A 12,557-nucleotide genomic window follows, 5' to 3' on the forward strand; every position below is an offset into this window, starting at 1 on the left:
TACACTGATCCGCCGTGAAACGCTGCAACTTCCGTCATCGCCTGGCGGCACCCGTCACCGCCCTGCTCCTGGCCGGCGGGCTCTCGGGCTGCCACATCACCCCCACCCCCGAGCCGGACCCCGCGCTCTCCGCACTCTCGGCGGACGCCCACGCGGACGTCTCCGTGCTCTCCGGTACCGACCCCCGGGGTGCGGAGGCACGCGAACGCCACGCCGCGGAACTCGACGGGGAGATCCGGAGGCTGTGCGGCCACCGCGAGGACGGATCCGTGCCGGAATCCTGCGTTCTCCCCCAGACCACGGAACGGGATCCCTCGACGGGTGGGGACCCGTCAGCGGTTCTCCCGGGTTCGGCGGAGTTCATCATCGGAAAACTCGGTGAAATACCGACCGAGTCGGTCCCCCGGGTCGCACGGATGCACGCCGAACTCGCCGTACTGGCAGGCACGACGCCGGATCCTTCGACGGCCGTCCGGGAGATGGATCCGGGATCCGGGGGCGGTTCCGTCGACGTGGATGCCGCGAGGGAGGCACTGGACTGGGAGTACTCGGCGATCTACGGACTCGGGGTGGCACAGGCGTGGGCGGATCCGGAGGTCGCCGAGGTGATCGGCCGGTCGATCGAGGGACACCGGGATCTGGCTGAGGCGCTCCGCGGCCTGCTGGCAACGGTTCCCGACGCGGATCCCCCGGTGCCCGCCGCCGGGTACACGGTGGCCTCCGGGGCGGAGACCCCGGAGGACCCGGCCTCCGCTCTCGCCGCAGCGGTACGGATAGACACCGATTCGGCCCTGATGTGGCAGGCCGCGGCCGGTACCGCGGAAGGCGCGCTGTGGCGCACCTGGTGTGTCCTGGCCGGCTCCACCTCGGTGCTCACCGCCGTGCCCCTCCTCGACGCCGCGGGGACGGATCCGGCCGCCGCCGGGTTGTTCGATCTGCCGTGAGTTCGTCCCGAACCGGTCAGATCCGCTGCCAGTCAGGCTTGTTGTCGAAGGCGTAGCGGTAATAGTCGGCGTTGGCCAGTCCAGCTGCGGCGGCTTCATCGACGATGACGGTCGCATGCCGGTGGAACTGCAGGATCGACGCCGGACACAGTGCGGACACCGGCCCCTCCACGGTTGCGGCGACCGCCTCCGCCTTCCCCGCACCGGTGGCCAGGAGCAGGAGGTGACCGGCGTCGCTGATCGTCCCCAGTCCCTGGGTCAGAACATGGTGGGGGACCTTGTCCGCGTCGTCGTCGAAGAACCGGGCGTTGTCCGAGATCGTCTGGGGGTGCAGGGTCTTCAGCCTGGTCCGCGACCGCAGGGAGGAACCGGGCTCATTGAACCCGATGTGTCCGTCCGTCCCGATACCGAGAAGCTGGACATCCACTCCCCCGGCATCGACGATCGCCTGATCGTAGGCGATGCCTGCGGCCGTGGGGTCGTCCGCGAGACCGTCGGGGCTGTGCACGTCCGCATCGGGGATGTCGATGTGCGAGGTGAAGTTGTCCCGGATGAAGCGGTAGTAGCTCTGCTCATGGGTGCGGGGCAGCCCGACGTATTCATCGAGGAGGAAGGCACGGCAGTTCGCGAAGCTCAGGTCCCCGTCCCGGTGCCTGCGGATGAGTTCCCGGTACATCGCCAACGGTGTCGAGCCGGTGGCGAGGCCCAGGGTGGCGGAATCACGACGCGCGTAGTCGGTGAAGACGTCCGCTGCGACTCGTGCGACGGACTCGGCGTCGGGCTGGATGATGACCTCCATGTCAGGGGCCGTCCTTTCTCCTCGTGGGTCCTGGCCATCGGTGGAATACCGGTGGGAGACACCGCGCTACGGCGGTGACCTCAATTCAACACTAGTATCCGCGTGTCAGACAGGAAAACGGCGAAAGACCGAAACTTCCGCCGTTTTTCCCGGAGGGACGCCACCCGCCCACTAGTTGTCAGACAAGAGCCCGCACTTCTTCGAGAATGTCGGTCACCGGAACCTCCCGGGTCTCCCCGGTTTCCCGGACCCGCAGCTCCACGACACCGTCAGCGAAACCACGGCCCAGCACGACGACGAACGGCATACCGAGCAACTCGGAGTCCTTGAACTTCACACCGGGACTGACCTTCGGCCGGTCGTCGAAGAGCACCTCGACACCTGAATCCGACAGATCCCCCGCGAGCTTCTCCGCGGCCTCGGCCGCCTCCGCGTTCTTGTTGGCCACGACGACGTGCACCTGATAGGGCGCCACGGCGACGGGCCAGTTCAGACCCTTCTCATCGTGGCGCTGCTCGGCGATGACCGCGACGAGCCGGGAGACGCCGATTCCGTAGGACCCCATGGTGGGGACGGAGCGCTTGCCGTTCTCATCGAGGATCTGCAGCTCCAGCGCCTCGGAGTACTTGCGTCCCAGCTGGAAGATGTGACCGATCTCGATACCCCGTGCCAGACGCAGAGTGCCCTGGTTGTCCGGGGCGGGGTCCCCCTCCCGGATCTCGGCGGCCTCGATGTACCCGTCCGGGGTGAAGTCACGGCCGGCGACACAGTTGACCACGTGCCGTCCCTCGGCGTCGGCACCCGTGATCCAGGACGTCCCGGAGACGACCCGCGGGTCGGCGAGGATCGTCACCCCGTTCGCCGCCAGACCGCGCGGACCGACGTAGCCCTTGACCAGGAACGGCGTGGTGGCGAAGTCCTTGTCGGAGGCCAGTTCCACGGCTGCGGGCTCCACCGACGCCTCCAGCCTCTTCATGTCGACCTCACGGTCACCGGGAACGAGGATGCCGGTCAGTTCCGGCTCCTCACCGGGGCGGGTGATGTTCACCACGATGCACTTCAGCGTGTCCGCGGCGGTGACCTCGCGGCCGCCGACACCGACCCCGGCAGCGTTCGCCCAGTCCACCAGCTTGTCGATGGTCTCGCAGTCGGGGCTGTCGTATTCGAGGGCTGCGGGCTGTCCCTCGATCGGCTTCTCCTCGGCCCGCGGAGTGATCACGGCCTCCGCGTTCGCCGCGTAGTCCCCCTCCGTCGCACGGACGAAGGTGTCCTCACCGTTCCCGCAGACCGCGAGAAACTCCTCCGAGGCCGATCCACCCATCGCACCGGATGTCGCGGCGCAGATGACGTAGTCGATCCCCATGCGGTCGAAGGAGTTGATGTACGCCTGACGGTGCTTCATGTAGGCGGCGTTCAGTCCCTCGTCACTCATGTCGAACGAGTAGGAGTCCTTCATCGTGAACTCACGGCCCCGGAGAATACCCGCGCGAGGACGCTCCTCATCGCGGTACTTCGTCTGGATCTGGAAGAGGATCGCCGGGAAATCCTTGTACGAGGAGTACATGTCCTTCACCAGGCCGGTGAACATCTCCTCGTGCGTCGGTCCCAGAAGATAGTCGCCGCCCTTACGGTCCTTGAGCCGGAACAGGTTGTCGCCGTATTCGGTCCACCGTCCGGTCCGCTCATAGGGTTCCCGGGGAAGGAGCGCCGGCAGGCAGATCTCCTGGCCGCCGATACCCTCCATCTCCTCGCGCACGATGCCCTCGATCTTCCGGAGCGTGCGCAGGCCGAGCGGGAGCCAGGAGTACACCCCGGGAGCGGCGCGACGGATGTACCCGGCGCGGACCAGGAGCTTGTGGCTGGGGACCTCGGCCTCGGCCGGGTCGTCGCGCAGAGTGCGCAGGAACAGGGTGGACATGCGTGTGATCATGAGCGCCAATATACCCGCCCGCCCCCACGGGTTAGGGTGGTGACCATGCTCATTGTCCTGCCCCCTTCCGAAACCAAGGCCGACGGCGGCGACGGCGCCCCGCTCGACCTCGGTGCGCTCTCGTTCCCGGAGCTCAACGAGGTGCGCCGTACGGTGGCGGCTTCACTGCTCGCGCTCGATGACGACACCATGCGTGACGCACTGAAGATCAGTCCGAAACTGGACGCCGAGATCGCCGCCAACCGGGAACTGTGGACCTCTCCGACGATGCCCGCCATCCAGCGCTACACCGGTGTGCTCTACGACGCGCTCGACGCCGGCACACTCGACGGCACCTCCCTTTCCAGGATCGCCGTGGGTTCCGCGCTGTTCGGCCTCGTCCGGGCGGACGACCCGATCCCCCGTTACCGGCTGTCCGGTGGATCGAGGATCCCGGAGAGAGGTGCGGCGAAACCGCCGACGATGAAGGCACGGTGGGGAACATCCGTCACCGGTGCACTGCGCACGGTGGCCCCGACCGAGGGGCCGGTCGTCGACCTGCGGTCCGGGGCCTACCTCACCCTCGGCCCGTTGCCCGGGGCGATCACGGTCCGGGTGGAGTCGGTGCAGGAGGACGGAAGCCGGAAGGTGGTCAGTCACTTCAACAAGCACTACAAGGGTGTGCTCGCGCGCGTACTCGCCACCGCCGACCGCGCTCCCGGCCCCGGTGACGGCGTCGGGGAGATCGCGGCGGTCGCCCGCGCCGCGGATCTCACCGTGGAGATCACCGGGCCGGACTCACTGACGCTCGTCGTGTGACGACCGTCCGCCACCGGACGGACCCTCCGCCCACTCCCGGGCCCTCCGTCGGACGCCCGGCGGAGGACCTCCCCCTACGGGGACCAACGGTCCGGGGAAAGCTGCCACTCTCCGTGACCTCGGGCCTGCCTCCCGGCAGGCGCGGACAGATCCACCGGCCGACAGCGGGCGGATGAGTCCGTTGACACCGCACCCCACCCGGACACGATGTCGGGGACGCTCCCTTCACCGCCGTCACGGAGCCGGCCCCACCCCTTTCTCTCCTGCTGCTTCCCCGCACCACAATCCCCCGAAAGGCCGGTCATGTCCTTCATCAGTGACCTCAGATCCGCTCCTCCGGTCGGACGTGCCGTCGCACTGACCGCGGCGGCCCTCGGGATCACCTACGGCTACGACATCTCCAACATCGCGGCCGTCCTTCTCTTCCTCGAGAAAGACTTCGGACTCGACACCACCGGTCAGGCGACGATGGCCACCGCCGTGGTCGTCGGCCAGATCGTCGGTGCCATCTCCGGGGGTTCTCTCGCCAACGCCATCGGCAGGAAGAAGACGATGCTCATCGTCGCCGCCGGTTACGTGGTGTTCTCCGTGGCTGGTGCCTTCGCCCCCACCGCAGGCGTCCTGCTCTTCCTCCGTGCACTGCTCGGTGTGAGCATCGGTCTGTCCATCACCGTCGTTCCGGTGTTCATCGCGGAGTCCTCCCCCAACCGGATCCGCGGTGGTCTCCTGACCGCGTACCAGGTGACCACGGTCCTCGGCATCATCGTGGGCTACCTCGTCGGCTGGGGCCTGTCCTTCCTCGAGAGCTGGCGCTGGATGCTCGGTGCCGCCGCTGTCCCGGCCACGATCGTGTTCGTCGCCCTGTTGAGGATCAGTGAGACCCCGCAGTGGCTCGTCATGCGGGGACGGGTCGCGGAGGCCCGTGCGGTTCTGCTGAACATCAACGCACCGAAGGAGGCGGAAGAGGAGCTCCGCTCCATCTCGGAGTCGGTCAACCAGAACGGTGGCGGAAACGATCTCAAGCATCTCGGTGAGATGTTCCGCCGACCGATCTCCCGGGCAACGGTCTTCGCCATCGCACTCGGTTTCTTCATCCAGATCACCGGTATCAACGCGACCATCTACTACGCACCCAGGATCTTCGAGCAGATGGGCTTCCACGGAACCGCACAGCAGCTCCTCCTCCCCGCTGTCGTGCAGACCTTCGGTCTCGCCGCGGTCCTGGTCTCCATGGTCGTCATCGACTCCTTCGGCCGCCGCAGGGTGCTGCTCAGCGGCATCGGAACGATGATCCTCGCCGATCTCCTGCTGGTTCTCGTCTACCTCATGGGGGCGGACTCCTCCACACTGTTCCTCGTCGTCGGGTTCATCGGCGTCGTCCTGTTCACCATGGGCTTCACCGGTGGCTTCGGAGCGATCGTCTGGGTCTACGCCGGCGAGTTGTTCCCCACCCGGTACCGTGCACTCGGCGCCTCGCTGGTACTCACCGCCGACCTCGTGGCCAACGCGATCGTCGCCCAGCTCTTTCCACCGCTGCTGGAGAGGGTCGGCGGTGCCGGTGTGTTCTCCATCTTCGGGGTACTCGCCGCGGTCGCCTTCGTCACCGTGTTCCGCTACGCCCCGGAGACGAAGGGCCGTAAGCTGGAGGACATCCAGAGCTACTGGGAGAACGGCGCGAAATGGGACGATAAGGTCAAGGCCTGACCGTCCCGGGCGCCATCTGACCCGACACCGCTGAACCGGGGCCCGGCCACCTGCGCATTCCGCACGGTGGCCGGGCCCCGGTTCGTCCACTCCGGAAGGACACCACTCCCCGGACGACCGTCGGTGGATGTCACCGGGGACACCGCCGCCGGTCAGCGGATCGCGCGTCTGGTGTCGGACCACCACGCGAGACCGCCCAGAACGACCACCCAACAGGCCAGCGCGACACCACCCTGGAGCGGCGTGGCCGTGATACCCGGGATGGAGCTTCCGTTGGCTATCTGTCCGGAGAGGAAGGGCAGGACCCAACCGACGTCCTTGAACGCCTGGACGGGCAGCGCGTAGACCATCGCCTCGATGACGAAGACATCGGCGGCGAAGATCAGGGATGCGAGAACCGTCGAACGGGTGATCACGGCGAGAAGAGCGGCGAGGACAACCGCGGTGACGAACTTGATCAGACCGAACCGGAAATCCCGGAGCTGCGCATCCGGAATATCGGTGGGGAGAGTGTCGCCGGTGAGGAGAACGGCACCACAGGCGAGCGCCAGCCCGAGCGCAAGCCCCGCGAGAGCGCCGGTCAGGACGACCCCGATGCGGAGGAGGGTGACCCGGCCTCTCCTGTTGTCCATCATCCAGATCCAGGCGATGGAGTGGTGCCGGTAGGCGCCCCCGATGATCGCCGCGGCGGCGAAGCCCGCGATGAGGAACGACAGATCGATGCCGACCGTGAGGTCGCGTAGAGTGAGCGGCTCGTCATCCAGGGCGAGCCGTATCCCGACCGAGAGAGCCGGAATCACCAGTGTCACGGCGGCGAGGAAGACCAGGTGGCTGCGCACCGAGGTCAGTTCGGTGATGACGGCGGCGAGTATTCCCCCGAACCCGGGACGTCGATCGGTTCCGGCGGGCGGGAATTCTGGGGTTGAGGCGGTCATGATCAGGCGCTCCTGTAGGTGGTGGTGTCGGCTGTCGCGGTGAGGAAGACATCTTCGAGGGATTGCTCCCGGGAGACCAGGTGTGTGATCACGATTCCCGCCCCCTGACACAGTCGGGCGATGTGCTCGGCGGTCGTGGTGTCCGCGTTGACGGTGATCAACCCGTCGGGCGCACGGTCGGCGGTGATGTCGTGCCCGGCGAGGACCCGGACGGCGGCGTCCGCGTCGGTGCACCTGATCTCGTGCACCGCCTGCCCGGCGAAGTCCGACAGCGGCCCCTCGGCGATGAGCCTTCCCCGTCCGATGATCACGAGGCGGTCGGTGGTCACCGACATCTCGGAGAGCAGGTGCGAGGACACCAGCACGGCGCGTCCCTCCTCCGCGAGTTGCCGGGTGATCCGGCGCATCCAGATCACCCCCTCCGGGTCCAGCCCGTTGACGGGTTCATCGAGGATGACGTGGCCGGGATCGCCGAGCAGAGCGCACGCGAGGCCGAGCCGCTGCCGCATGCCGAGACTGTATCCGCCGACCCTCCTGTGCGCGACGGAATTCAGGCCCACCTGCTCGAGCACGGTGTCGACACGATCAGCGTCGACACCGCCCGCCCGCGCCATCATGCGCAGTTGCGCCCGTCCGCTGCGCCCCGGATGGAACCAGGAGGCGTCGAGCAGCGCACCGATGACACGGGCCGGTGCGGGCAGCGCGGTGAAGCGGTTCCCGTCGATGACGGCGGTACCCGCGTCCGGACGTTCGAGTCCGCAGATCATGCGCATGGTGGTGGATTTTCCGGCACCGTTGGGGCCGAGAAAACCCGTGACCTGCCCGTCGGGCACGGTGAAGGAGAGATCGTCGACGGCGGTCGCACCGCCGTGTCTTCTGGTGAGTGAGGTGACTGTGATCATGGCTCCACGATCCCGCGCCGGGTGGGTTCCCCACGTCCTCCGCCCAGGTGATGTCCGGGAAATCAGTCCCCGGGATGAGCGAGCAGCTCCGCACGCCCCACCAGACCGGTCCGGTAGGCGTACAGGACGGCGTGGACACGGTCCCTGGAACCCGTCTTCGCGAGAATGTGCCGGATGTGGGTCTTCACCGTCGCCATGGACACGAACTCGCGGGCGGCGATCTCGTCGTTGTTGTAGCCGAGTGCGACCAGGCGCAGAATCTCGGTCTCCCGCGGGGTGAGCGGATCGATGAGGGGAACCGGAGCCGGGACCTGCTCTTCGGCCGTATCCACACCCGTCCGTCCCGGTGTCCGCAGTCGTTCAAGCAGTTCAGCGGTCACCGACGGCGCGAGCACCGCCGCCCCGGAGTGCACGGTGCGCACGGCGTCTAGAAGCTCCTCCGGTCGGGCGTCCTTCAACAGGAAACCGGAGGCACCCGCGGCGATCGCACCGCTGACGAAACGCTCATCGTCGAAGGTGGTGAGCATGATGACGCGGACGGCGCGGTCGTCCGCGAGCACACGCCTGGTCGCCGGAATCCCACCGGTCCGGGCCATCTGGACATCCATCAGGATGATGTCGGCACCCGATTCGCCGTCGGGGATCTCATCACCGTCACCCGCCTGCCAGACGACCTCCATGTCGTCCTGGCTGCCGATGAGCATGGCGAAACCGGCACGCACCAGGGGCTGGTCGTCGACGATTCCGACCCGCATCATCTCGGCACCACCGCCGTCACCACGAACCGTGCACCCGTGTCCGCGACATCCAGCCGCCCACCGACCGCTCTGAGTCTTTCCCTCATCCCGGTGACACCGAAGCCGCTCGCCCCGGTGCTCTCCGTCCGACCGACCGGGTTGGTCGCGGTGACGGTGACAGCCCTGCCCGTGTCGGTCACGGTGAGTTCCCCGGTGCCGTCACCGTGCCGGAGCATGTTCGTCAGCATCTCCTGGACCAGCCGGTAGAGAGTCATCTGCGACAGCTGCGGCAGATCCCCGGGGATCGTCTCCGTGCCCCGCACGGACAGCCGCAGTCCACTGCGCCGCGCATCCGCGATCAGGCCGGGGATGTCCGCGGCACCGGGTGGCGCGGACTCCGACCGTCCGGTCTCGTCACGCAGCACACTCAGCAGTCCCCGCATCTGCTCCAGTGACTCCCGGGAGGTCTCCGCGATCAGTTCCAGCGTGTCGACCGCCGCCTGCGGGTCCCTGCGCGCCGCGAACCTGGCACCGTCGGCCAGGGAGATGACCGCGGCCAGGGAGTGCGCCACGATGTCGTGCATCTCGCGGGCGATGCGGGTCCGTTCCACAACTCCGGCGAGTTCCGCCCGCTGGCGGAGTGCCTCGAGGTTGTCGCGACGCCGACGTGAGGAGTCGCCGAGCATCCAGAAGAACGCCACCCAGGTCCACGACGAGACGAGGGCCACCGCCAGCATCACCACGGGCAATCTACCTCCTACGGGGAAGAGGGAGACGTTCCACAGCATGGACAGGGCCACGGTGGCGCCGAGCAGCATCGCGCCGAGGTACACGAAGCGGATACGCGATGTGATGCGCGCGGCGGTGAGGAACGCACAGTACGCCACGGCCACCGCGCCGGCCACCGGTCCGCCGGGTAGCCCGCGCAACAGGACCGCCGCCAACACGATGCCCGTGGTCCCGACGGCGACCGCCGGGTACCCGGGCGCGACGAGCAGCACGCAGGCGACGATGAGGTAGAGGACCGAGGAGAGGGTGTCGGTGTGCCCACCTGCGTCCAGGAGGATGACCCCGGACGCGCAGAACACGTAGCAGAAGGCGTGGGCCGACCCGCCGACGGCGGCCCGGACACGCTCCCGGAACGCGGCGGTGGCTCCGGAACGGGTGGCGGCTGGCGGCATCGTGCAGGTCTCTCGGATCGGGTGCGGGGCCACCCACCAATCGTAGGACCCCGCGGGCGGGAGAAAATCAGCCTCCGGGATGACTCTGGGGAACCGACCGAAAAAACGGGTCCTCCGGACGTCTCCACCGAAACAGGGGCACTCCCGGTCACCTGCCCGGGGCGGTTCATCCTCCGGGAGCTTCCGCCGAGTCCGACACCGGATGACCGGGCTCGACCGGGCATCCCCCTATCCCAGCGTGCTGGCCTTCTCCGCTTCGCGGCCCTCGCGGATCTGCTCCGGGGTGAAACGCACGGACACCAGGGAGATCACCACGACCGCGATCGCCAGACCGGCGCAGATCAGCAGTGAGGAGGTGTAGCCCGTTCCGAGGGCGGCGCGCGCCGCGTCATCGAGGGCGGCCCGGTCTATCCGGTCGAAGTCGGTGCCGAGTATCGACCTGGCACGGTACTCGGCGAACGCGGTCACCGCAGCGAGCCCGAGGGGCCCACCGAGGGTCTGCGACACCAGGGACGTGGCGGTCAGCGGGCCGACGTCCATGGGTTTGACGCCCGCGACGACGGACAGGGTCAGCGGGATGAGCACGACACCGATACCGAACCCGATGATGAGGATCGGCAGAAGGAGGTCGGGGATGTAGGTGGTGTCCACACCGAGCGTGGAACCGAAGACGAATCCGGCGACGAGGATGAGGCCACCCGCGGCGATGATGAACCGGGGTGCGGTCCGCTCCACGACGAGCCCGGCGATCCAGCTTCCCGCCCCGAGTGCGAAGGCGAAGGGTATGAACGCCAGTCCCGCCTGGAGCGGCCCGTAGCCGACGACCTCCTGGACGAACAGTGCGACCTGCACGGTCATGGCCATCATGAGTGCGCCGACGAGCAGCAGACAGACGAATACCGCGGCGCGCGACCGCTCACCGAACATGTGCAGCGGGAGCACCGGGTTGGGGACCCGACGCTGGGAGAGGAAGAACGCGACGAGGGTGGCTGCGCCGAGGATCAGTGCACCGACGACGACGGGCGAGTACCCGGTGCCGCCCTCCGCGAGGCCGAACACGAGGAGAGTGGATGCGCCCGTGGCGAGGATCGCCCCCCGGACATCGAGCCGGATCCGCTCGAACGCCGGAGTGCGGGCGAGCACCTTCGCACCGACGGCGAGGATCAGCAACCCGATGGGGACGTTGATGAGGAAGATCCAGCGCCAGCTCGCCTCGGTGAGGGCGCCGCCTGCGACGAGGCCGAGCACACTGCCCAGACCCGTCATCATCGCGAACACGGAGAACGCCTGGTTCCGCGCTTTCCCCGGGGCGAAGGTGACGACGATGAGCGCCATCGCGGTGGGTGACGCGATCGCCGCCCCGATCCCCTGGACGACCCGCGCGGCGAGCAGGATCACGGGGGTCGTCGACAGACCGCACGCCAGGGAGGCGAGGGTGAACAGCCCGACACCGGTGAGGAACACCCGCTTCCGGCCGAAGGTGTCCCCGAGCCTCCCGCCGAGCAGGAGGAGGCCGCCGTAGGCGAGGGCGTAGGAGGTGACGACCCAGGAGCGGAGGTTGTCGGTCAGTCCGAGCTCGATCTGGATCCGCGCGAGCGCGAGGTTGACCACCGTCCCGTCGAGAACGACCATCAGCTGCAGGGCCGAGAGCACGGCGAGCGGCCAGCCGAGGGCGGAGGCCCCCACCGGTGGGGTGATCTCGCGGGCGCCGGGCCCGGTTCCACGCGCGGTCACAGGCCCGCCACCTCCCCGATGACGATGACGGCGGGAGGGGTGACCCCGTTGTCGGCTATCAGCGCACCGAGACCGCCGAGGACACCCCGGAAACTGCGTTCGTTCGCGGTGGTTCCCTCCTGGATCACGGCTACCGGCGTCTCCGGGCTGCGCCCGGCGGCGATGAGCGCGGTGGCGATGGCCGGGGAGTTCTTCACCCCCATGATCACGACGAGGGTGCCACCGGTACGGGCCAGGGCGTCGTAGTCGACGAGTGATGCGTGGTGCCCGGGCGGCAGATGCCCGGACACCACGGTGAAGGAATGCACGACACCACGCTGCGTGACCGGGACGTCGGCGGCGGCGGGAACCGACACGGCGCTGGTCACCCCGGGGACGACCTCGCACCGGATCCCCGCCTCGCGGCAGGCGACGAGTTCCTCGAACCCCCGGCCGAAGACGTAGGGATCCCCGCCCTTGAGTCGGGCGACGGTGCGCCCGGCGCGGGCGTGGGACACCAGGAGTTCGTTGATCTTCTCCTGCGCCATCTGCCTGCCGTACGGGAGTTTGGAGGCGTCGATGACCTCCTTGCCGGCCAGGTCGCAGAGCTGGTCCAGCTGGTCCGTCGGTCCGAGGTGGTCGGCGACGATGACGTCGGCCTCCCGGAGTCGGTTCATGCCCCTGACGGTGATGAGATCGTGTGCGCCGGGCCCGCCGCCGATGAGGGTGACGTGGCCGGATGCGGGCTGTCCGGTTCCGGGGCTAGTGGGTGAACTCATAGGTGTCGAGTGTAGTCGGTCCGTCCGGGCCGACCGGGGTTGGAGTCCGGTCGGTGGAGGATGCCCCACCGAACGATTGATTTGCCAAATGACTAAACGAACTGTCCGGTTCTGTCCGGTTTTCCGATTCCGCAG

Annotated in this window: 11 protein-coding genes; 3 read left to right on the forward strand and 8 right to left on the reverse strand. The window is 68.1% G+C overall.

The window, feature by feature from the left end; all coding sequences use genetic code 11:
* Window positions 1-14: 14 nt before the first annotated feature.
* Complete coding sequence (locus JIM94_RS11395; RefSeq protein WP_200255395.1) at window positions 15-944, forward strand: DUF4439 domain-containing protein; 930 nt, start codon at window positions 15-17, stop codon at window positions 942-944.
* Window positions 945-960: 16 nt separating this feature from the next.
* Here JIM94_RS11395 and nagB read toward each other — a convergent pair whose 3' ends face one another.
* Together nagB and JIM94_RS05065 are read right to left on the reverse strand one after the other, a co-directional pair.
* Window positions 961-1,743: a glucosamine-6-phosphate deaminase gene (gene nagB, locus JIM94_RS05060; protein ID WP_200255397.1), complete on the reverse strand. Its 783-nt coding sequence runs from the start codon at window positions 1,741-1,743 to the stop codon at window positions 961-963.
* A 178-nt stretch (window positions 1,744-1,921) separates the two neighbouring features.
* On the reverse strand, window positions 1,922-3,673 hold the full coding sequence (locus tag JIM94_RS05065; protein WP_200255404.1) for a proline--tRNA ligase: 1,752 nt from the start codon (window positions 3,671-3,673) through the stop codon (window positions 1,922-1,924).
* A 45-nt stretch (window positions 3,674-3,718) separates the two neighbouring features.
* On the opposite strand from JIM94_RS05065, the gene yaaA reads away from it, so the two are divergent.
* Both yaaA and JIM94_RS05075 read left to right on the forward strand, forming a co-directional pair.
* On the forward strand, window positions 3,719-4,471 hold the full coding sequence (yaaA, locus tag JIM94_RS05070; protein ID WP_200255406.1) for a peroxide stress protein YaaA: 753 nt from the start codon (window positions 3,719-3,721) through the stop codon (window positions 4,469-4,471).
* Window positions 4,472-4,774: 303 nt separating this feature from the next.
* Complete coding sequence (locus JIM94_RS05075) at window positions 4,775-6,175, forward strand: sugar porter family MFS transporter (protein WP_200255408.1); 1,401 nt, start codon at window positions 4,775-4,777, stop codon at window positions 6,173-6,175.
* 152 nt (window positions 6,176-6,327) lie between these two features.
* Here the strand turns inward: JIM94_RS05075 and JIM94_RS05080 are convergent, their stop codons facing one another.
* The 6 genes from JIM94_RS05080 to cobA all read right to left on the reverse strand — a co-directional run bounded on the left by JIM94_RS05080 (window position 6,328) and on the right by cobA (window position 12,422).
* Complete coding sequence (locus JIM94_RS05080) at window positions 6,328-7,110, reverse strand: hypothetical protein (protein ID WP_200255410.1); 783 nt, start codon at window positions 7,108-7,110, stop codon at window positions 6,328-6,330.
* A gap of 2 nt (window positions 7,111-7,112) precedes the next feature.
* A complete protein-coding gene (locus tag JIM94_RS05085) occupies window positions 7,113-8,012 on the reverse strand; it encodes an ABC transporter ATP-binding protein (protein ID WP_200255412.1) in 900 nt (299 codons plus the stop codon).
* 62 nt (window positions 8,013-8,074) lie between these two features.
* On the reverse strand, window positions 8,075-8,770 hold the full coding sequence (locus JIM94_RS05090) for a response regulator (protein ID WP_200255414.1): 696 nt from the start codon (window positions 8,768-8,770) through the stop codon (window positions 8,075-8,077).
* On the reverse strand, window positions 8,767-9,930 hold the full coding sequence (locus JIM94_RS05095) for a sensor histidine kinase (RefSeq protein WP_200255416.1): 1,164 nt from the start codon (window positions 9,928-9,930) through the stop codon (window positions 8,767-8,769). Before JIM94_RS05095 ends, JIM94_RS05090 begins: the two co-directional genes overlap by 4 nt.
* Window positions 9,931-10,158: 228 nt before the next feature.
* On the reverse strand, window positions 10,159-11,664 hold the full coding sequence (locus JIM94_RS05100; RefSeq protein WP_323374303.1) for an MFS transporter: 1,506 nt from the start codon (window positions 11,662-11,664) through the stop codon (window positions 10,159-10,161).
* Window positions 11,661-12,422 (reverse strand): uroporphyrinogen-III C-methyltransferase, encoded by a 762-nt coding sequence (gene cobA / locus JIM94_RS05105; RefSeq protein WP_200255418.1) that lies wholly within the window; start codon window positions 12,420-12,422, stop codon window positions 11,661-11,663. Before cobA ends, JIM94_RS05100 begins: the two co-directional genes overlap by 4 nt.
* Window positions 12,423-12,557: the final 135 nt, after the last annotated feature.

Origin of the sequence: Corynebacterium pygosceleis (assembly GCF_016595275.2) — a bacterium.
In the GTDB taxonomy this organism is placed as follows: Bacteria; Actinomycetota; Actinomycetes; order Mycobacteriales; family Mycobacteriaceae; genus Corynebacterium; species Corynebacterium pygosceleis.

What these genes read in the sequence shown, in the direction of transcription:
- JIM94_RS05065 (WP_200255404.1), bottom strand. Translation starts at nt 3,673, where the DNA reads ATGATCACACGCATGTCCACCCTGTTCCTGCGCACTCTGCGCGACGAC.
- JIM94_RS05080 (WP_200255410.1), bottom strand. Translation starts at nt 7,110, where the DNA reads ATGACCGCCTCAACCCCAGAATTCCCGCCCGCCGGAACCGATCGACGT.
- cobA (WP_200255418.1), bottom strand. Translation starts at nt 12,422, where the DNA reads ATGAGTTCACCCACTAGCCCCGGAACCGGACAGCCCGCATCCGGCCAC.
- JIM94_RS05085 (WP_200255412.1), bottom strand. Translation starts at nt 8,012, where the DNA reads ATGATCACAGTCACCTCACTCACCAGAAGACACGGCGGTGCGACCGCC.
- JIM94_RS05095 (WP_200255416.1), bottom strand. Translation starts at nt 9,930, where the DNA reads ATGCCGCCAGCCGCCACCCGTTCCGGAGCCACCGCCGCGTTCCGGGAG.
- nagB (WP_200255397.1), bottom strand. Translation starts at nt 1,743, where the DNA reads ATGGAGGTCATCATCCAGCCCGACGCCGAGTCCGTCGCACGAGTCGCA.
- yaaA (WP_200255406.1), top strand. Translation starts at nt 3,719, where the DNA reads ATGCTCATTGTCCTGCCCCCTTCCGAAACCAAGGCCGACGGCGGCGAC.
- JIM94_RS05090 (WP_200255414.1), bottom strand. Translation starts at nt 8,770, where the DNA reads ATGATGCGGGTCGGAATCGTCGACGACCAGCCCCTGGTGCGTGCCGGT.
- JIM94_RS05075 (WP_200255408.1), top strand. Translation starts at nt 4,775, where the DNA reads ATGTCCTTCATCAGTGACCTCAGATCCGCTCCTCCGGTCGGACGTGCC.